We start from the raw sequence: 19,701 nt of genomic DNA, 5'->3' as shown, positions 1-19,701 counted from the left end.
AAATGATAACGTTTGTCCAAGCTATACGTATTAAACATGTAAGAGGTGTATTATGGACCGACAAAAACTAATTTTATTTTTGAATCAATTGTTAGCAAATTATTTTGTGATTTACGTAAAATTGCATCGATATCAATGGTTCTCAAAGGGAGAGCATGTATTTCAATTACAGCCTTTCTTTCAGGAACTTCATTCAAAATGGAAAGAAGATATTGATCTATTAGCTGAGCATATACTTACAATGGATGGAAAACCTTATGCAACAATGATAAAGTATGTAAAAGAAGCAACAATTGACGAAGCGACAGCAGACGATGAGGAAGAAGAGATGATTCTTCAACTATCGCATGATTTATCAAAACTCTATAAAGAAATAGAGGAAATTGGGTTAAAAAGAGCAAAAGATATTAATGATGAACTGACTGCTCATCTACTATTTTCATTTCAACAGAAACTAAGTAAGATTATTTGGAGATGTAAAGCATATTATAAATAGTTATGGTAGGGGAAATCACGTGAATAATGTCATCGTAATCGTAGGGCCGACTGCAGTTGGCAAGACAAAATTAAGTATTGATTTAGCAAAAGTGTTTCGTTCCGAAATAATAAGTGGCGATTCCATGCAAGTATATCAATCAATGGATATTGGAACAGGTAAAGTAACAGCCACAGAAAAAGCAGGAATCCCGCATTATATGATTGATATAAAACGACCGGACGAACCGTTTTCAGCTGCAGAGTACCAGGTGCTTGTTCAAACGTATATTCAAGAAATAAATCAAAAAAATCACATACCTATTTTAGTTGGGGGAAGCGGACTTTATATTCAGTCTGTTCTTTATGATTATGATTTCTCCAATCGAAAAAGAAACATCGAAATAACTAAAATGCTTGAAAAGCGGTTAAAAGAAGAAGGCATTGATGTTTTATATGAGGAATTAAACCATATAGATAAAGAGCAAGCAGAAAAAATCCATCCTAACAACTATAGAAGAGTCATTCGAGCACTTGAAGTCTATGAATCAACTGGTCTTACGATGTCGGAGTATCATAAACAGCAAACAACTAGTCCTAACTATAACCATTTTATTATTGGATTGGAAATGGACAGAAAAACTTTGTATAATCAAATTAATAACAGAGTAGACAGTATGATTCAGCAAGGGTTAATTCATGAAGTAGAACACCTATATAAACAAGGATATGCAGATTGCCAATCAATGAAAGCGATTGGCTACAAAGAAATAATTCCTTACTTAAAAGGTGAAATTGATTTAGATACAGCAATTGAGACCCTAAAAAGGAATTCAAGACGTTATGCTAAGAGACAATATACATGGTTTAAAAACAAAATGGATATTAAATGGTATACTATTAGTCCGGAGGGAAATAATCCCTTACCGGAAATCATCCAGGATGTGGAACAATTTTTTTCAGAAACATATAATAAACTCTGTTATAAAAGGAGCTAAGGTTGATAAATACAACCAGGTCTTCTTTAAAATATAGATAGAAAAAGAGGAGGAGAAAGAATGGCTCAGCAAGTAAACATTCAAGATCATTACCTGAATCAGCTTAGAAAAGAACGTATCGCAGTTACTGTATTTTTAACGAATGGATTTCAATTAAGAGGTGTGGTGAAAGCATTCGATAACTTTACGGTACTATTGGAAACAGAAGGGAAACAGCAACTGATCTATAAACATGCTATTTCAACCTTTGCCCCTGCAAAAAACGTATCTATTGAAAACAAAGAATGATAATGTTCAGTAGATAGCACGGTCATCTACATAGCCTATTTGAACGGCACATTCTAATTATGTAAACAGTTTTCAAAAAAGCGAATCTCTTGTAGAGAATTTCGCTTTTTTTCTGGGCTTTTATCACAAATTTAGCTTTTATACGTATACTGAAAATGCGAGGGGTGATAATTTGAATACGCAAATGACTCATCATGATAATGGAAAAATAAATATTATTTTTAATGAACAGAAGCGTCAAATTAATACTAAGCATTCAGCTTATATCTTAAAGCATAATCGTGAATTAAAGCTTATTGATAAACAATTCTCATCGTTTGTTGGTCTCGAACATTTCAAGGAAATCATTAAAGAAATATATGCAACAAAACTTATGAATCATAAACGAGAAGAAATGGGTTTAACGATTAATAAACAAGTTTTGCATATGATTTTCAAAGGGAATCCCGGTACAGGAAAAACAACTATTGCAAGGGAGTTAGCAAACGTACTATTTAAATTAAACATATTATCAAAAGGTCATTTTATTGAAGCGGAAAGAGCGGATCTGGTTGGTGAATATATTGGGCAAACGGCTCAAAAAACCCGTAACCTTGTCCAAAAAGCGTTAGGTGGAATTCTATTTATTGATGAAGCTTATTCTTTAGCACGAGGTGGACATAAAGATTTTGGAAGAGAATCAATTGATACATTAGTAAAACAAATGGAAGACCATCATGATGACTTTATTTTAATTCTAGCTGGTTATCCGGCCGAGATGGAGCAATTTTTATCCTTAAACCCAGGTTTGAAATCTCGCTTTCCTTTTCATATTCCTTTTCCCGATTATAAATTGGATCAACTGATTGATATTGCGATTCAAATTGCAAATGAACGGGAATATGAAATATCAGAAAAGGCATTATGGAAACTTCGAAGTCATTTACGGGAAAAACTCCATAATAAAGTTTCTCATTTTGCAAATGCTAGATATGTCCGAAATATCATTGAAAAAAGCATTCGTATGCAAGCAATAAGACTACTTCAAGTCAACGAGTATACGATTAAGGAACTAATGCAATTAAAGGCAGACGATATCCAATTTGAACAATGATGCTAGAATTTTTTATTTCTAATGACTAGTGATATGCTAGAAGATAGAGAACTACGAGGTATCTTTTGTTGGAAAAGAGGAAGTAATTTATGGCTAATGAAAATATATTAATTATGGCAGTTAAAAAGGCAATCGATTCGGATAGTCAGTTTGAATCATCACTAGAGGAGTTAAAGTCATTAAGTTATACGGCAGGGGGAATTGTGAAAAAAGTAGTCACTCAAAATCGATCTAAAATTCATCCTGTAACATACGTTGGGGAAGGAAAACTTGAAGAAATCAAACAATTTATCTCTGAATATGAAGTGGAACTCGTAATTAGTAATGATGAACTATCACCTGGTCAATTACGTAATCTAAATGACCACTTCGGTATTCGAGTAATTGACCGAAGTCAATTAATATTAGATATTTTTGCAAGCAGGGCTAAAACAAAAGAAGGACAACTTCAAGTAGAACTAGCCCAATTACAATATATGTTACCAAGACTCCATGGTATGGGGCTAGTCCTATCCAGATTAGGTGGTGGAATAGGAACAAGAGGGCCAGGTGAAACAAAATTAGAAACGGACCAACGTCATATTCGCAGAAGAATTGATGATATAAAAAGGCGCTTGAATGATGTTATTAAACAACGAGAACAGTATCGAAAAAGGCGTAAATTAAATAATGTGTTTCAAATAGCTATTGTTGGATATACGAATGCTGGTAAATCAACATTATTTAATCGATTGACAAATGAAACGGCATTAGAAGAAGATTTATTGTTTGCAACATTAGACCCTTTAACTAGACAAATACATTTGCCATCGGGATTTGAATGTCTAATCACAGATACGGTCGGGTTCTTACAAGATCTCCCTACTTCATTAATAGCCGCTTTCAAATCTACTCTTGAAGAAGTAGCTGAAGCTGACTTTTTACTTCATGTCGTAGATGCATCCAATGAAAACATGGAGCAACAGCAGAACACGGTAAGTGAGATTTTACAAGAACTTGATGCCCATAAGATCCCAATGCTAACTCTATATAATAAAAGTGATTTACTTGAAGGTGACTTTTTTGCTACTATTCATCCTTATATGGTTATGAGCGCTTATAAAAAATCTGACCAAGAGGAACTTTTAATAAACATTGAGAATTTATTGAAACAAGAATGGGGCTTTTATTCGATATCACTTTCACCTGAGCAAGGAAGAAATATGAATCAACTTGAAAAACACTCTATTGTTACACAAAAATCTTATAATGAAGAAACAAATCAATATTATTTAGAAGGATTTATTCCAGAAATACATCCTTTGCAAAGCATAATAAAGGAGCATCATACAAATAGATGATAAACGATTTAGTAGAAAAAGCAGAAAAAGATTGTGAAAAAATATTTAAGCAAATTAATCAAATGGCAGAGTTTAACCAAAGGAAAGTGTTAGAGGCGTTTAGGGAAGAACAAATCGGTGACTTTCATTTTAATTCCACGGATGGATATGGATATGATGACAGTGGTCGTGATGGCATCGAAGCTATTTATGCGCGCGTATTTGGAGGAGAAGATGCACTAGTAAGACCCCAGATTGTCTCGGGAACACATGCGATTTCTACCGCATTATTTGCTTTATTATACCCAGGGGATGAATTACTTTATATAACAGGTAGCCCTTATGATACATTAGAAGAAGTAATCGGAAAGCGGGGAGACAGTGCAGGTTCATTAAAAGATTACAAAATAGGTTATGACGAAGTTCCATTACTAGATAATGGTTCCGTTGATTTAGAGGGGATAAAGAATAAAATCTCTGATAAAACAAAAGTAATCGGGATTCAACGCTCAAAAGGGTATGAAGATCGCCCTTCTTTTACAATGAATGAAATAGAACAAATGATTTCATTCGTAAAAAGTATTAATAAAGATATTATAGTTTTTGTTGATAATTGTTATGGTGAATTTGTTGAAGAGAAAGAGCCTCTACACGTTGGTGCAGATATTATGGCCGGCTCATTAATCAAAAATCCGGGTGGCGGTCTAGTACGAGCGGGAGGGTATATTGTAGGAAGAAAAGAATTAGTATTAAAAGCGGCGAATCGATTAACAGCACCAGGATTAGGGAAAGAGGCAGGTGCAACGCTACATATGTTACAAGAAATGTACCAAGGATTTTTCCTTGCGCCTCATGTAGTAGGCGAGGCATTAAAAGGTGCTGTGTTCACTGCTCGCTTATTAGAATTAATTGGAATAAAAACGACACCACTTTTTAGCGAAAAACGAACAGATATTATACAGACAATTATATTTGGTCAAGAAGAAAGTATGATTAAATTCTGTCAAGCAATCCAGGAACAATCACCAATCAATTCATATGTTTCTCCTTATCCTAGTGAAATGCCTGGGTATGATGACAAAGTAATCATGGCGGCTGGAACGTTTATTCAAGGTTCTAGTATTGAATTGTCTATCGATGGACCAATAAAAGAACCATTTATTGCTTTTATGCAAGGTGGTTTAACATACGCCCATGTGAAAATAGCTGTCACAGAGTCGATTAAGAAGTTAGCAGATGAGAACTTAATTCATTTAAATTTTGTTAACCAGTAAGTAAACATAGAAAAAAGCTAGAATGAAGAGTTACACCCGAAAAGTGCATTATAATCAATGTTACTTTACGGGGAGCCTTCATCTAGCTTTTTATCAAGATAATAACTTTTAACAACTTAATTTCTAATTAAAAATTTCGATATAATCCTACAACTTTACCTAGGATGGATACATTTTTAAGTATTAATGGCTCCATAGAGTCATTTTCTGGTTGCAGTCTAAAATGATCACTTTCTTTATAAAAACGCTTTACAGTCGCCTCATCATCTTCTGTCATCGCTACAACAATTTCTCCGTTATCTGCAGTAGATTGTTGTTTAACTATTACTCTATCTCCACTTAAAATACCAGCATTTATCATACTTTCCCCTACAACTTCGAGCACGAATAAATTATCTTCCGTATGAGCCATTGAACTTGGTACAGGTGTATATTCATCCACATTTTCAATAGCAGTAATAGGAACACCAGCAGTTACTTTCCCAATTAATGGGGCATACCTAGCTATATCTTTTTCAACATTACTCTCGCTCTGGTCTAATATTTCTATCGCTCTCGGTTTTGTTGGATCTCGTCTTATGTATCCTTTATTTTCAATTCGTTCTAAATGCCCATGTACAGTTGAACTTGAGGCTAATCCAACTGCTTTCGCTATTTCTCTAACTGAAGGGGGATACCCTTTCATTTCTACTTCACTTTTAATAAAATCAAAAATCATTTGCTGCCTTTTAGAGAGCTTCTGCATCTTGCGTCACCTCACGTTAATTTATTAATTTAATAGTACCATTTCATAGCGAGAAGTCAAACATAAGTTCTATATTTACAACAATCAGATGTTTAAACTTGAAAGAGAAGCCTCTTAAGCATAATATAGAATAGTGTGTATATTTATAATTGAAATTTTTTACTAAATGGCATTAATTAAGTACAATAGTAAAATAGAAAGTGATATTGAGGTGATCAAGCATGATGTCCAAGGAAAAATTAAACCGAATAAATTACCTCTCAAAAAAGTCAAAAGCGGAAGGACTTACAGTAGAAGAAAAAGAAGAGCAGAAAAAACTGCGAACAGAATATTTACAAAATATGAGACAATCATTTAAAAACCAAATAAGTACTCTTACTGTAATAGATCCAGAAGGCAATGATGTTACACCCGATAAAGTTAAAAAATTAAGAAAAAAATAAAATAAAGACCTTGAAAGGGAGATAAAATAATAATGCATATTGAGCAGCGTTCGATTAATACAATTCGTACTTTATCTATTGATGCAATTGAAAAGGCTAATTCAGGACACCCAGGACTACCAATGGGAGCAGCTCCGATGGCGTATTCGTTATTTACCGATTTTATGAACCATAATCCAAAAAATTCGAAATGGTTTAACCGTGATCGTTTTGTTCTTTCAGCAGGTCATGGTTCAATGCTATTATATAGTCTTCTTCATTTATCAGGTTACGATGTAACAATGGATGATATTAAAAGTTTCCGTCAGTTTAAGTCAAGAACTCCTGGTCATCCAGAAGTGTTGGATACAGATGGGGTAGAAGCAACGACTGGCCCATTAGGACAAGGGGTAGCAATGGCTGTAGGAATGGCTATGGCAGAAGCTCATCTCGCTGCTAAATTTAATAAAGATGACTTTAACATAATTGATCATTATACATACTCATTAGTTGGTGACGGAGATATTATGGAAGGTATTTCCCATGAAGCCGCATCACTCGCTGGCCATTTAGGATTAGGAAAATTAATTGTTTTATACGATTCAAATGATATTTCATTAGATGGTGATTTAGACCGTTCATTTTCAGATAATACACAAAAAAGATTTGAAGCCTATAACTGGCAAGTGATCCGTGTGGAAGATGGAAATGATATTTCTGAAATCAGACAAGCATTAAAACTTGCTAAAGAAAATAAAGATCAACCTACATTAATTGAAATTAAAACGATTATCGGCTATGGCTCACCTAATAAATCTAATTCTTCATCTTCTCATGGTGCACCATTAGGGGCGGATGAAGTAAAATTAACAAAAGAATATTATGAATGGGCTCATGATGAATTTCATGTGGCTGATGAAGTCTATAAAGATTTTGAAGACAAAGTGATTAATAAAGGAACACAGTTAGAAAAAGAATGGACCGACTTATTAGCTGCATATGAAAAGGCATTTCCAGAACAAGCAGTTGAGCTGAAATTGGCGATCGAAAACAAGCTACCAGAGGGATGGACCGAAACTTTGCCAAAATATGAAGCAGGTAAAGACTCGTTAGCAACAAGAGTAGCATCTAGTGATGTCATTAATGCAGTTGCAAAGTCTGTACCAAACTTTTTTGGAGGAAGTGCAGACTTAGCAAGCTCTAACAATACAATGATGAAAGAAAATGCAGATTTTACAAAAGAAAGTTATGATGGCAAAAATATTTGGTTTGGTGTACGCGAATTTGCGATGGGGGCTGCATTAAATGGAATGGCCTTACATGGAGGATTAAAGGTTTATGGTGGTACGTTCTTTGTGTTTAGTGATTATTTACGTGCTGCAATCCGTTTATCAGCAATTATGAAAACACCAGTTACGTATGTGTTTACTCATGATTCAATTGCCGTTGGTGAAGATGGACCAACTCATGAACCGGTGGAACAACTACCTTCTCTAAGAGCAATGCCAAGCTTGTCCGTGATTCGACCAGCTGACGGGAATGAAACTCAGGCTGCATGGCGCTTAGCATTAGAGACAACTGATCAACCAACTGTTCTTGTATTAACTCGTCAAGGGTTACCTACGTTACCTGAAACAGATGAAAATGCATATGAAGGTGTTAAAAAAGGAGCTTATATTGTAAGTGACGCTCAAAAAGAACCAGAAGCTATATTATTGGCAACAGGTTCTGAAGTTAGCTTAGCAGTTGAAGCTCAAAAAGCATTATTAGAAAAAAATATTGATGTTCGAGTTGTAAGTATGCCATCATGGGATCGTTTTGAAGCCCAGGACTCAGCGTATAAAGAGAAAATAATCCCATCAAATGTCAAAAAACGTGTTGCTATTGAAATGGCGTCTTCCTTAGGGTGGGAACGTTACACTGGAGACGAGGGCTCGATCATTGCTGTGAATACATTCGGCGCATCAGGAAAAGGTGATGTTGTCGTAAAAGAATATGGTTTTACAGTAGAAAATATTATTAGCCATGTGGAAGATTTACTAGACTAATCTTTTACGTTTGTCTTATCATATCGAATTGTTTATACTGTAAAAGGAATTAGTTTAAGGAGGAAGTTGTCTCATGTCAACAATATGGGTAGTGCTAATTGCTCTTTTAGCATTAATTGCGGGAGTTGCGCTTGGATTTTTCATTGCAAGAAAATACATGATGAACTATTTAAAAAAGAATCCACCAATTAATGAACAAATGTTACGTACGTTAATGATGCAAATGGGTCAAAAGCCGTCGCAAAAGAAAATCAATCAAATGATGCGTGCAATGAGCAATCAAATGGATAAGAAATAAAAAAAATATGCCGCTCTCTTTTACTATTTGTAAAGGAGGTGGCTTTTTTCATAGATTTTTATGTAATTTCTTGTTAAGATAAATGTTACATCTGCCCCTCCGCTTACATACAATAATTTAGAATAGTGTATGGAGGGAAAAAACATGGTAAACCAAAATTATCATACAATCATTTTTCAACCAGTTAGAAGTGCTAATTATTTATCTCCGAATAATAATCTGTTGCTACAACCAGGCTATATAAGGACACAGGTCGCAGGAAGAGTAAACGAGTATTTAGCTAGAGGGCTAGCATATATTCAATATATAATTAAAATGCTTCAATCGAGTACTCCATTTTTCGAAAAATATGGACCTGTTCTGGAAGAAGTGCCAAAAATGTATCATTTAGTAAAAGCATTTAATGGGATAAAAGAGAATGATGGAATAAAAGAGAATGGTGGATCTTCTGAGTTAAATGACGACAACTCTGTCGAACCAGATATAACGTATGAAGGACCTTCTCCAAAATTATTTATATAGCTGAATAAAGAAAAAACACAACTTATAGGAGGACTGAACATGACAAATAACTTAGAAAAAGCTACATTTGCAGGAGGATGTTTCTGGTGTATGGTTGAACCATTTGATGAACGACCAGGAATTAAAGAGGTAATCTCAGGATATACAGGTGGTACAGTTGAAAATCCAACTTATGAACAAGTTTGTTCAAATACCACTGGTCACGTAGAAGCAGTACAAATAACGTATGATCCAACGATCTTCTCCTATAACGAGTTGGTTGATTTATATTGGCAACAAATAGATCCGACAGATGCTGGAGGACAATTCCATGACCGTGGAGATTCTTATAAAACGGCTATTTTTTATCATAACGACAAACAAAAAGAAATAGCGGAAAAATCAAAAGAAGAACTTCAAAATAGTGGAAAGTTTAAAAAGCCCATAGTAACCAAAATTATGGAGGCCAAACCTTTTTATCCAGCTGAAGAAGAACACCAATATTATTATAAAAAGAATCATTTCCATTATAAGACATATAAAAAAGGATCAGGCAGAGAACAGTTTATTAAAGACAATTGGCAAAAGCAATATAATAAAAAGGAATTAAAAGAACAGTTAACCCCGATGCAGTATTTTGTTACGCAAGAGAGTGGAACAGAACAACCATTTCATAATGAATATTGGGATCATAATGAAGAGGGTATTTATGTAGATATTGTATCTGGGGAAGTCCTTTTTTCATCTAAAGATAAATTTGATGCCAATTGCGGTTGGCCAAGCTTTACAAAACCGGTTATCAATCAACAAATCACCGAACACTTAGACACGTCTCATGGAAGAATTAGAACGGAAGTAAGAAGTAAAGATGGGGACTCTCATTTAGGTCATGTTTTTGATGATGGCCCAATAGAACAAGGTGGTTTACGTTATTGTATTAACTCGGCCGCATTAAAATTTATAAAGAAAGAAGATATGGAAAAAGAGGGATACGGTAACTATTTATATTTATTTGACTAAGCCATTTTAGTAAGATGAATCCTAGAAGCGTTTGTTGAATTCATAAAGAGATATGAACAACGTTAAGCTTAAGAGGGTAGAAGAGATGCTGATGCATATGAAACTTCCTAGAAAGAAGTAAGATACGCTGCCAATCGGTCAATTTCAGATATCGACAACCTCTGTATTCTGTATATAGTAGAAAACAGGGGTTGTAAAATTCTTTCATTACTAGTTAACCATAATTATATTATGTAAACAAAAAGAGGGATAATATAGATGATTCATTTAAATTGGGAAAAAAATAAGCCTGTCAAACGAGTAAAATGCATTCATTCAGATGCAAAGAAATATAAAGTTAATAATATGTTAACCAAGGGAAAAGAATATGATGTTATTAACGAGACGGATGAATTTATTTTTGTAATAGATAATAGTAATCGTGTCGCTGGATATTACAAGGAATACTTTACAACAATTTAATATGTATTTTAAAAAAGAAATAGAAATTAATCTATTTCTTTTTTTCTTACACATATATACTATTTATTCTGGGAATGGTACAAAGTAAGATAAACTATAAGGAGATAGAGCTAATGGACCAGAACAACTTACCAAATAAATCGACAAGCTATTGGCATGATTCAGTCGATGTACCTCATTTCCCAAAATTAAATGAAAAAATCCAAGTTGATGTAGGCATAGTAGGTGGCGGTATGACAGGTATCACTGCAGCTTATTTACTTTCACAACAAGGATTTAAAGTATGTGTCGTCGATGCAGGTGTCCTATTAAATGGGACAACTGGACATACAACTGCAAAGATTACCGCACAACATGGGCTTATTTATGATGAATTGATTAAACATTTTGGCGAAGATGGTGCAAAATTATATTATGAAGCAAATCATGAGGCGCAGAAGTTTATCGAGCAAACGATTAAGAAACATAATATATCTTGTCATTTAACGGAGGATGATGCATATATTTATACAAACTCTAAAGATGATATTACAAAACTCGAAAACGAACATAAGGCCTATGAAAAATTAAATATTGAAGGCTCAATTTCGGACGATTGTGAATTACCCTTTCCAGTGAAGAAAGTATTGAAAATGACGAATCAAGCTTATTTTCATCCACTTATGTATTTAAAAGACTTAATAAAGATATGCCAAGAAAATGGAGTAAAGTTCTATGAGCAAACAAGAGCATTAACTATTGAATATAACAAAGGTCCAACTATAATTACAGAAGACGATCATAGAATCATATGTCGTTACGTTATCCAAGCTTCCCATTATCCATTTTACGATGGTCAAGGATTTTATCCCGTAAAAATGTATGCTGCAAGATCTTATATCATTGCTGCGAAAACTAAAAAGAAAATCAAAGGCGGTATGTATATTAACGCCGAAACCCCGACAAGATCAATTAGACCAATCACAATAAATAACGAAGATTTATTATTAATTGGTGGAGATGGACATAAGACTGGCCAAAGTAATGAACCGATGATGAATCATTATGAATCCCTATATCAATTTACGGATAAACACTTTCATGTAGAATCAGTTCTTTACCGCTGGTCTGCACAAGATTTAGTAACCCTCGATAAAGTTCCTTATATAGGAAGAGTAACAAAAGCACAACATAACGTATTCGTTGCTACTGGATATAGAAAATGGGGGATGACGAATAGTACTAATGCAGCTAAACTACTTACTGATTTAATAATGGATAAGGAAAATAGTTACGAAGAGTTTTTTTCTCCTGGTAGAAACATTAAAGCAGATCCGGCAATTCGTAAATTTGTCAGTTATAATTCAGACGTTGCAAAACATCTAATCAAGGGAAAATTGGAGCGAACTCATGTAGAAATCGAAAATCTTCAATCGAATGAGGCTTGTATTTCTACGGTAAACGGCCAACGTGCTGGTGTTTATAAAGATAATGAGGGGGTCGTTCATGCCGTCGATACGACATGTACTCATTTAGGTTGTGAAGTAGAATGGAATAATGCAGAAAATTCTTGGGATTGTCCTTGTCATGGATCAAGATATACGTATACTGGCGATATCTTAAACGGACCAGCAGTAAAACCGTTAAAAAAAATCGATCTAGGCTTATAAACTTGCTTGAAATATTATTGTCATTTAATGCTATTCTGATATAATTAATTTAGACAAAACTAGACATTTTCCACTAGAGTTTTCCTTAAATTAGAAATTGAAAGGAAATGCAGCATAATGGCAGACAAGAAAAAACGGTTCAAATGGCCTATGATTATTATGGCTTGTATTTTATTTTTGCTTTTAATAGGTAAAATTACGCAGTCCATTTATTCGATTGACAAAGAATACATTTCGGTGAAAGTAAATAGTGAAAAGATAGAAAAAGGGATCAAATTGATGACGGAAACAAAGGAATCTGACTCCTACACATCATTTATGTCGATTCCTTTTTCTAAAATTGAAGAAATTGATCAACCAATAAATTATTGGGCGATTGAACAAGAAGAAAGTTTTTATGAAGAAGTAAAACAAACAGAATTATTACTAGACGAGGATGTTTCAGGCCATTTTAATTTACATACTGACGTTTATCAAATCAATGATCATATATATAACTATGCTTTAAATGTAGAACACTTTTTACAGAATGATCGAAAATACTCTCAAGTAAAAACATATATGATTGATTTACAAACAAATTCTTTTCTTTCTTTTTCGGATATATTTGATACCGATAAAATAAAATCGGAAAATATATGGAATTTATTGACTGACGATTCTAAAAAACAAATCAATGAAACATCCTTTAAAGAAAATTTCAGCAATTTGGATAACATCAATTGGATTGTAAATAATGATATGTTGATTATCTATATTAATCCAAATCATTTAGAAAAAAGTAATGACACATTAGCTGTTGAAATACCTTTGATTAAATTACATAAAAATATAAAAAATCCATATTTAAAGATAATAATTTCAGATAGCTTAACCGAGGAAATCAAACAAGTTGAGAAAAAAGAAGCTAGAAAAAAGCTTCAATTAGATAAAGACGGTAAATATATAGCACTGACATTTGATGATGGACCACACGATCAAGTGACTCAGCAAATTCTAGAATCATTAAAACAATATGACGCAAAAGCTACTTTTTTTATGCTAAGTAATAATGTTAAATATTATCCTGATATTGCAAATCAAGTACTTAAAGATGGGCATGAACTGGCAAATCATAGTGAAAGTCACGTAAATTTAAATGCTGCAAATAAGAAAAGAATTGATAATGAATTATTGAACTCAAAAACTGTTATTGAGGAAGTTACTGGTATTACTCCAAGCCTTTTTCGGCCACCATATGGAGAATATAATCAAAAAGTCATTGATCTTGCCAATGATTCAGATCAATCTATTATTCTATGGTCTATCGATACGCTAGATTGGAAATCTAGAAATGCAAAGTCCATTTATAATATAACGATTAATAAAGCTCGACCTGGGGCAATCGTTCTTATGCATGATATTCATCAGACTACTGCTGATGCATTACCATTGGTATTGAATGAACTATCAAAACAAGGCTATGAATTTGTAACAGTTTCAGAATTGCTAACGTTATTTGAAGATGAAGGTATAGGACCATACTATGGAAATTAACTGGCAAACTATTAAAAGACAAATGATTAATTTCATTTGTCTTTTTTTATAAAATTATATCTAACTTCCTATAATATATATTATGTAAACTAGAATATATTACAAACAAAACAATGACTCAACCCTCTCAGTTCTCGAAATATCTATTATTAGAAACTAATTGATACAGTGTTTATCTAACTTCAGATACTATATCAATTAGTTCCTAGGCATATGATGTGAAATGTTATCGTAAATTCTTAGTTAACAACAACTGTTCCGATAAGGAGAATTTCATGCGTTAATTTGTCTTTCCAACAGATATTTGCTCATCCTAGTAATTCTTGATACTCAGGATGTTTATCAAACTCTGCTTTTGCAAATGGACATAATGGGACCACTAGTAACTTCTCTTTTTTTGCATAGTCTACTGCAGCTTTCACCAATTGCTGACCTACATTTTTCCCTCTTAAATGTTCAGCTACATGGGTATGATCTAGAATAATCCGATTTTTTCCTGCACGAACAAAATGAACTTCTGCCTCACTATTTTCCTCGTTACCTATATAAAACGACTGAGAACCTTGTTTAATTTCAATTTTTGTATCACCCTCACTTTTAAGTTGATACTTCAGTGCCCCACTTGGACACCTATGAATAACTTCTGCTATCTTTTTTTCGTCTGCTTGGTCAGGAGAAATCCATGGCCTTGCTTTTACATTAAAGACTTCTGGTAATCCTTTTACACATTCGGCTGCATGTTGACAAATTTCTTTGTCAAAATAAACTGTGATTTTTTGACCTTCGTACTTTTTATAGCTCATGTTTATCACTCCTGATTTTATTTTATAATATCACTAATATGCTAATGGTTTTTAGTAGTTTTTGTCAACCCTCTCATTGCCTGTCTTGCAGCTCGTTGAATTGGATCCCAGCTGCCATTATAAGGAGGGGCATAACTTAAGTCGAGATCCTCAATCTCAAAGATTGTCATTTGATTGAAAAGGGCTGTAGTCAATACATCCACTCGTTTATCGACACCCTTTTCCCCGATAATTTGTCCGCCAAGCAATCGATAATTGTCACTTCTGTAAGTTAGCTTGATATGAATCGGTCGAGATCCTGGATAATAGTGGGCAATGTCCTTCGCCTCAATCTTTACAACGCCATAGGGGATGTTAAATTTATTGGCTTCCCACTCAGATAACCCGGTCTTTCCCAATGACAAATCCATGAATTTTATAATAGATGAACCAGTAATTCCTTTAAATATTCTAGGTTGTCCAGCCATATTCAGCCCAGCTATACGCCCTTGTTTGTTGGCCGTTGTCCCTAGGGGAATATAGTCATCCTGCTCTTTGACCATATGATATTGTAGCGTACAGTCCCCTGCTGCATAAATATCCTTTATATTGGTTTCCATGTAACGATTCGTTTGAATAGCTTCCTTAATCCCCGTAGTAATACCAGTCCCCTTAATAATAGATGTATTCGGCTTAATTCCAGCAGAAATTAATACAAGATCGGTTTTATAAAGATTTTGATCTGTTCGTATGTACTCAACAGACCGAAGACCTTCTATGGCAGTTACATTCTCGTTCAGAATCAATTCAATGTGATGTTTTTCAGCTTCATCGTGGATGTACTGTGCCATATCAGCATCAAACATTTTGGCAACATACGGTCTACTATGAATCAACCGGACATTTTTTCCAAGGGCTCTGAAACTTTCCGCCATTTCAAGGCCAATATATCCCCCACCAATAACTGTCACATTTTGAACTTCTTTAGTAAGATTTTGAATGATTTGATCGGCGTCTGGAATCGTTTTAAGCGTATGTACACCACTAAGACCAATTCCTTTCCAATCGGGAATTATAGGGTTCGCGCCACTGGCAATCAATAATTTATCATATGACATGCGAAACATTTTTCCAGATTGTGTATCCTGACCTGCAACGGTTTTTGTCTTGGGGTCAATGGATTGTACTTCATGATAAATCCTCGCATCGATACCAAATTTATTTTGAAAGGTTTCAACACTTCTTGCAATAAGATCATCGGTTGAAGGAATCAAACCGCTGATGGTATAGGGAAGTCCACACTGTCCATAAGAATAAATGCTACCTCTCTCCAATGTAACAACTTCTGCATCCCGATCATAATTTATAATTTGCATGGCCGCACTCATCCCCGCTGCATCTCCACCAATAATCACATATTTCATAAAATACACCTCGCTCCCTATGTAAAATTTAAAGTCATTAAAGTAAAAACAGTCCGATTATCACTCCCTTATCCTCTTGTTAATAATCCTATATGTCATGCATCAATCGCTATTGCGGAATGTACGGATCCAATTTTCAAATCGTCTCTAACTCTGCGTGATGAATCTTCCAATGTTCGAGTGCTATACGTTCAATGGTTCAATGCTGTTTAATAGTTTCCTATTGAACGAATCTTTACGTATACTACTGCAAATCATAGTAATTGTTAATTTTTCCGTCATTTAACCTTTCATTTTTATTTTACCAATAAAAAACTAAACTGCGAAGTAATAGCCATAGGCTGTCACTTACACAGTTCAGTTTATGCACTCTTTGAGAATCAGTATGATCAATTATGATAAATTTTCACCAACATAGTTATCTAATAGTCAATGATAAACTAATCTCGATAATGTTCAGCCAACGCGTTTGCAGATATAATCGCTTGATATACATCATCTGGAGTGACTGGATGTGGCATATTCTTCATCGTATCCCCTTCTGCACAAGCAATTTCAGCTACTTTCTGCCATTCTTCTTCTCGAAATTCATCAAGACCAAGATCTTTTAATGTTAATGGCAGACCGACCTCTTTTATAAAATTAATAACTGTTTCAATTTCTTCTTTTGGCGCACTTTCCAATACAAGTTGTGTGAGTACGCCAAATACGACTTTTTCACCGTGTTGTGCATGATGGAGTGATGGAACAGCAGTCATTCCGTTATGAATAGCATGGGCAGCAGCTAAACCACCTGCTTCGGCACCGACACCACTTAAATAAATAGTCGCTTCAATTATATTTTCAACTGCTGGAGTGGAAATTCCTTGGTCAACTGCAAGTTTAGCTTGTAAACCATACTCTAAAATTGTCTCATAGCACATTTTAGCTAATCCTAATCCCGAAAGTGATGGTTTTAAATTCGCTAAATTATCACCATTTTTACGGTAACATGCACGTGCTTCAAAATAAGTAGCTAGCGCGTCACCAATACCAGCTACAAAAAAGCGTGTCGGTGCTGCCGCTAATATTTTACTATCGGCTAATACAACGTCTGGATTTGACGGTAAGAACAAGTAATGATCAAATGAACCGTCTGTATTGTAAATAACAGCAAGTGCTGTACACGGAGCATCGGTTGAAGCAATCGTTGGAAAAATGACTACAGGCAATTGCTCATAATAGGCAGTTGCTTTAGCTGTATCTAATGTTTTTCCGCCTCCGATACCTACAATGACATTAGCTCCAGATTTTCTGACCGCTTCACGGTGTTTATCAATTTCTTCTTGGCTAATTTCATAATTGAACATCACAAATTCACTCTTATGTCCTTCTCTCTCAAAGGATTTACCAGCTTCTTCTTTTGCTCGCTCCAGTATAAATTCATCACATATAACATACGCATGGTCGCCATATGTTTTTGTATATATGGATAATTCCCCCAATAAGTCTTGACCCACGAGAAATTTTTTAGGTGATGTAACAGATTTTACTGTTCTTAACATTTAAAGCATTCTCCTTTTATTTTTTCATCTTATTGTTTACGTATAACATTAAAATAATCTAACTACCAATAAATATTCAGCACGAGCATCTTATGATAATTTTCCATCCAGAATAAACTATCCCGTCAAAGGAGATACCCTTCATTGGGACAATCAATCATCTACGTCACCAATCGTTACTTTTGTACTGAAATGTGCAAAATCCAGTGTAGTTGCACGTCCAACAACAATTGCAACTACAGTACTTAGGATAACACGGCCTTCAAAATCTTTTATGTTCATCAACGTTTATGCTTGATGTTTCTCAATTAAATCGACAAACGCATCGACGAAGGATTGTAAGAATTTAACCGTCCCATCATTTTTAATCTTATCGTTTTCATCCAATAAATCAGCCATGCCACCAATATAAGCTTCAGGTTGTTGAAGTATTGGCATATTTAAGAATACTAGTGATTGACGTAAATGGTGGTTAGCACCAAAGCCACTCAAGTTTCCAGGAGATTGGCTAATAATTGCTGCTGGTTTACCATTCCATACATTTGCTCCATAAGGACGAGAACCTACATCTAATGCATTCTTTAGTACAGCAGGTACAGAACGGTTATATTCAGGCGTCACAAATAAAACAGCGTCCATTCCCTTTATATTGTTACGGAAGGTCGTATATTCTGAAGGTACATTATGTTCATCGTCAAAATCCTGATTATATATAACCAAATTTCCTATTTCTATAAATTCTGCATCATATCCTTCGGGGAATAAAGATGCAACATTTATGCTAAGTTTTTTTGAAAAAGATTCTTTTCTAAGACTCCCGACCAAAATGCCAACTTTTGTCATTATACATTTTCCTCTCTGATTTTTATGAATTGGGTAATTACGTAGATTTCTTTTTTATTATCCCTTTAGTATTGCTAATCATTCAAAGAAGAAAAACAATACTCTTTAGTTCTTTTTTACCCACCCTAGCATGTTATTAAAAGTTGGAGTTGTTTCATTAGCTGATTCAACCTCCGTAGTAGTCAATTGATGACCTCTATCTTCCCAATAAAGTTCAACTTTTACATTTGCTTTTCCAATAATGAGTGCAGTTCCAATGATACAGATGGTGAACAAATTGGGTCGTTCGTTATACCCGAAATATAAACTGACTTACCCGTTAAATCAGGTAGTTCTAGCCCTCTTCTTGGAACCATTGAACGATGAAGAATTGCAGCTTTCGATGCATTTTCATAATGAAATAATAAACTTGCTGCAATATTTGCTTCATTTGAGTAACTAAGAGTAATTATCTTATCTCGATCAAATTCATTTTTTTGTTTCTGCTAATCGCCTTTACTATAATTTAACTCAAGTACTGCAAATTCAGTTGGATTAGGCTCCCAAGATTTTATATCCTTTTCGACATACTTTTTTTCTGAATTAATTGCTCTAGTTAAAACAACAAATAACTTCAATGACACTTTTTCTTCCGTTTTCTCTTTAGTTATCCAATACATTACCACTCTTGCCTATTTATAAATGATAGTCTAAGAATGTACATAATTGATGAGATACAATGAAAAAAGACGCTCATTTTAATTGAACGTCTAAAAAATATTATATCTGGTAATTCCATATCCCAGGTCAATTATCACTAAAACATATTTTTAGCTCAATGTTTTGCACTTTACGATTACTTTTAAAAATAGGATAATTAACTCAACTTTAGCTTATCACAAGCTGAAAATTAAAAGTTATGTTCTTAGTATTCTGTGAACATAACAAACGTTGATGTGCTAGATAATATATGAAGTTGTTCTAATAATAGCGTCATCCGAA

General features: G+C 34.2%; 20 protein-coding genes and 2 pseudogenes. 14 read left to right on the top strand and 8 right to left on the bottom strand.

All coding sequences use genetic code 11. The features are described 5' to 3' along the window. The first annotated feature begins 52 nt into the window (after positions 1–52). The 6 genes from SPD48_RS04010 (at position 53) to SPD48_RS03985 (ending at position 5,446) form a co-directional block, all read left to right on the top strand. The gene (locus tag SPD48_RS04010) at positions 53–496 is read left to right on the top strand and encodes a Dps family protein (protein WP_336256769.1); all 444 of its coding nucleotides are present in this window, start codon (positions 53–55) and stop codon (positions 494–496) included. Positions 497–515: 19 nt separating this feature from the next. After that, positions 516–1,472 (top strand): tRNA (adenosine(37)-N6)-dimethylallyltransferase MiaA, encoded by a 957-nt coding sequence (gene miaA, locus SPD48_RS04005; RefSeq protein ID WP_336256768.1) that lies wholly within the window; start codon positions 516–518, stop codon positions 1,470–1,472. A 60-nt stretch (positions 1,473–1,532) separates the two neighbouring features. After that, a complete protein-coding gene (gene hfq / locus SPD48_RS04000) occupies positions 1,533–1,760 on the top strand; it encodes an RNA chaperone Hfq (RefSeq protein ID WP_336256767.1) in 228 nt (75 codons plus the stop codon). A gap of 184 nt (positions 1,761–1,944) precedes the next feature. Then, positions 1,945–2,853, top strand: a complete 909-nt coding sequence (locus tag SPD48_RS03995) for an AAA family ATPase (RefSeq protein WP_336257010.1) — start codon at positions 1,945–1,947, stop codon at positions 2,851–2,853. 89 nt (positions 2,854–2,942) lie between these two features. After that, complete coding sequence (hflX, locus tag SPD48_RS03990; protein ID WP_336256766.1) at positions 2,943–4,193, top strand: GTPase HflX; 1,251 nt, start codon at positions 2,943–2,945, stop codon at positions 4,191–4,193. After that, positions 4,190–5,446: a methionine gamma-lyase family protein gene (locus SPD48_RS03985; RefSeq protein ID WP_336256765.1), complete on the top strand. Its 1,257-nt coding sequence runs from the start codon at positions 4,190–4,192 to the stop codon at positions 5,444–5,446. Before hflX ends, SPD48_RS03985 begins: the two co-directional genes overlap by 4 nt. A 127-nt stretch (positions 5,447–5,573) precedes the next feature. Here SPD48_RS03985 and lexA read toward each other — a convergent pair whose 3' ends face one another. Continuing rightward, positions 5,574–6,191 carry a transcriptional repressor LexA gene (lexA, locus tag SPD48_RS03980; RefSeq protein WP_336256764.1) on the bottom strand — a complete coding sequence of 206 codons (618 nt, stop codon included), beginning with the start codon at positions 6,189–6,191 and terminating at the stop codon, positions 5,574–5,576. A 221-nt stretch (positions 6,192–6,412) separates the two neighbouring features. Between lexA and SPD48_RS03975 the strand changes: the two genes are divergently transcribed. The 8 genes from SPD48_RS03975 (at position 6,413) to SPD48_RS03940 (ending at position 14,127) form a co-directional block, all read left to right on the top strand. Next, positions 6,413–6,634, top strand: a complete 222-nt coding sequence (locus SPD48_RS03975; protein ID WP_336256763.1) for a DUF896 domain-containing protein — start codon at positions 6,413–6,415, stop codon at positions 6,632–6,634. Between the two features lie 32 nt (positions 6,635–6,666). After that, complete coding sequence (gene tkt / locus SPD48_RS03970) at positions 6,667–8,661, top strand: transketolase (protein ID WP_442962103.1); 1,995 nt, start codon at positions 6,667–6,669, stop codon at positions 8,659–8,661. Between the two features lie 73 nt (positions 8,662–8,734). Then, positions 8,735–8,959 carry a YneF family protein gene (locus tag SPD48_RS03965; RefSeq protein WP_336256762.1) on the top strand — a complete coding sequence of 75 codons (225 nt, stop codon included), beginning with the start codon at positions 8,735–8,737 and terminating at the stop codon, positions 8,957–8,959. Between the two features lie 144 nt (positions 8,960–9,103). Beyond that, on the top strand, positions 9,104–9,481 hold the full coding sequence (locus SPD48_RS03960) for a hypothetical protein (protein WP_336256761.1): 378 nt from the start codon (positions 9,104–9,106) through the stop codon (positions 9,479–9,481). Between the two features lie 39 nt (positions 9,482–9,520). Then, positions 9,521–10,480, top strand: a complete 960-nt coding sequence (gene msrB, locus SPD48_RS03955; RefSeq protein ID WP_336256760.1) for a peptide-methionine (R)-S-oxide reductase MsrB — start codon at positions 9,521–9,523, stop codon at positions 10,478–10,480. 258 nt (positions 10,481–10,738) lie between these two features. After that, a complete protein-coding gene (locus SPD48_RS03950; RefSeq protein ID WP_336256759.1) occupies positions 10,739–10,942 on the top strand; it encodes a DUF6501 family protein in 204 nt (67 codons plus the stop codon). A 113-nt stretch (positions 10,943–11,055) separates the two neighbouring features. Then, positions 11,056–12,591: an FAD-dependent oxidoreductase gene (locus tag SPD48_RS03945; RefSeq protein ID WP_336256758.1), complete on the top strand. Its 1,536-nt coding sequence runs from the start codon at positions 11,056–11,058 to the stop codon at positions 12,589–12,591. Positions 12,592–12,708: 117 nt separating this feature from the next. Next, entirely contained in the window at positions 12,709–14,127 is a 1,419-nt protein-coding gene (locus tag SPD48_RS03940; protein ID WP_336256757.1) for a polysaccharide deacetylase family protein, read from the top strand. Between the two features lie 308 nt (positions 14,128–14,435). Here the strand turns inward: SPD48_RS03940 and SPD48_RS03935 are convergent, their stop codons facing one another. The 7 genes and pseudogenes from SPD48_RS03935 to SPD48_RS03905 form a co-directional block, all read right to left on the bottom strand. Further along, complete coding sequence (locus tag SPD48_RS03935; RefSeq protein WP_336256756.1) at positions 14,436–14,930, bottom strand: GNAT family N-acetyltransferase; 495 nt, start codon at positions 14,928–14,930, stop codon at positions 14,436–14,438. A gap of 41 nt (positions 14,931–14,971) precedes the next feature. Then, positions 14,972–16,333, bottom strand: coding sequence for an FAD-dependent oxidoreductase (locus SPD48_RS03930; protein WP_336256755.1), 1,362 nt, complete (start codon positions 16,331–16,333; stop codon positions 14,972–14,974). 440 nt (positions 16,334–16,773) lie between these two features. Beyond that, complete coding sequence (locus tag SPD48_RS03925; RefSeq protein WP_336256754.1) at positions 16,774–17,877, bottom strand: glycerol dehydrogenase; 1,104 nt, start codon at positions 17,875–17,877, stop codon at positions 16,774–16,776. Positions 17,878–18,030: 153 nt separating this feature from the next. Next, positions 18,031–18,159 carry a hypothetical protein gene (locus SPD48_RS03920; RefSeq protein WP_336256753.1) on the bottom strand — a complete coding sequence of 43 codons (129 nt, stop codon included), beginning with the start codon at positions 18,157–18,159 and terminating at the stop codon, positions 18,031–18,033. A 6-nt stretch (positions 18,160–18,165) separates the two neighbouring features. Beyond that, a complete protein-coding gene (locus SPD48_RS03915; protein ID WP_336256752.1) occupies positions 18,166–18,720 on the bottom strand; it encodes an NADPH-dependent FMN reductase in 555 nt (184 codons plus the stop codon). Between the two features lie 105 nt (positions 18,721–18,825). Beyond that, positions 18,826–19,190: pseudogene (locus tag SPD48_RS03910) on the bottom strand (alpha/beta hydrolase); the annotation flags it as partial. An 18-nt stretch (positions 19,191–19,208) separates the two neighbouring features. Beyond that, a pseudogene (locus SPD48_RS03905) lies at positions 19,209–19,379 on the bottom strand (MarR family transcriptional regulator); the annotation flags it as partial. Between the last annotated feature and the right edge of the window lie 322 nt (positions 19,380–19,701).

Source organism: Pseudogracilibacillus sp. SE30717A (assembly GCF_037071985.1).
Lineage (GTDB): Bacteria > Bacillota > Bacilli > Bacillales > Amphibacillaceae > Pseudogracilibacillus.
This window is presented reverse-complemented; position numbering and strand designations above follow the sequence as displayed.

Coding starts and splice junctions, on each gene's coding strand:
- SPD48_RS03985 (WP_336256765.1), top strand. CDS start 4,190: ATGATAAACGATTTAGTAGAAAAAGCAGAAAAAGATTGTGAAAAAATA.
- SPD48_RS03925 (WP_336256754.1), bottom strand. CDS start 17,877: ATGTTAAGAACAGTAAAATCTGTTACATCACCTAAAAAATTTCTCGTG.
- SPD48_RS03975 (WP_336256763.1), top strand. CDS start 6,413: ATGATGTCCAAGGAAAAATTAAACCGAATAAATTACCTCTCAAAAAAG.
- SPD48_RS03950 (WP_336256759.1), top strand. CDS start 10,739: ATGATTCATTTAAATTGGGAAAAAAATAAGCCTGTCAAACGAGTAAAA.
- SPD48_RS03920 (WP_336256753.1), bottom strand. CDS start 18,159: ATGAACATAAAAGATTTTGAAGGCCGTGTTATCCTAAGTACTGTAGTT.
- SPD48_RS03945 (WP_336256758.1), top strand. CDS start 11,056: ATGGACCAGAACAACTTACCAAATAAATCGACAAGCTATTGGCATGAT.
- SPD48_RS03915 (WP_336256752.1), bottom strand. CDS start 18,720: ATGACAAAAGTTGGCATTTTGGTCGGGAGTCTTAGAAAAGAATCTTTT.
- SPD48_RS03930 (WP_336256755.1), bottom strand. CDS start 16,333: ATGAAATATGTGATTATTGGTGGAGATGCAGCGGGGATGAGTGCGGCC.
- hflX (WP_336256766.1), top strand. CDS start 2,943: ATGGCTAATGAAAATATATTAATTATGGCAGTTAAAAAGGCAATCGAT.
- SPD48_RS03995 (WP_336257010.1), top strand. CDS start 1,945: ATGACTCATCATGATAATGGAAAAATAAATATTATTTTTAATGAACAG.
- SPD48_RS03935 (WP_336256756.1), bottom strand. CDS start 14,930: ATGAGCTATAAAAAGTACGAAGGTCAAAAAATCACAGTTTATTTTGAC.
- hfq (WP_336256767.1), top strand. CDS start 1,533: ATGGCTCAGCAAGTAAACATTCAAGATCATTACCTGAATCAGCTTAGA.
- SPD48_RS04010 (WP_336256769.1), top strand. CDS start 53: ATGGACCGACAAAAACTAATTTTATTTTTGAATCAATTGTTAGCAAAT.
- lexA (WP_336256764.1), bottom strand. CDS start 6,191: ATGCAGAAGCTCTCTAAAAGGCAGCAAATGATTTTTGATTTTATTAAA.
- SPD48_RS03940 (WP_336256757.1), top strand. CDS start 12,709: ATGGCAGACAAGAAAAAACGGTTCAAATGGCCTATGATTATTATGGCT.
- tkt (WP_442962103.1), top strand. CDS start 6,667: ATGCATATTGAGCAGCGTTCGATTAATACAATTCGTACTTTATCTATT.
- SPD48_RS03965 (WP_336256762.1), top strand. CDS start 8,735: ATGTCAACAATATGGGTAGTGCTAATTGCTCTTTTAGCATTAATTGCG.
- SPD48_RS03960 (WP_336256761.1), top strand. CDS start 9,104: ATGGTAAACCAAAATTATCATACAATCATTTTTCAACCAGTTAGAAGT.
- msrB (WP_336256760.1), top strand. CDS start 9,521: ATGACAAATAACTTAGAAAAAGCTACATTTGCAGGAGGATGTTTCTGG.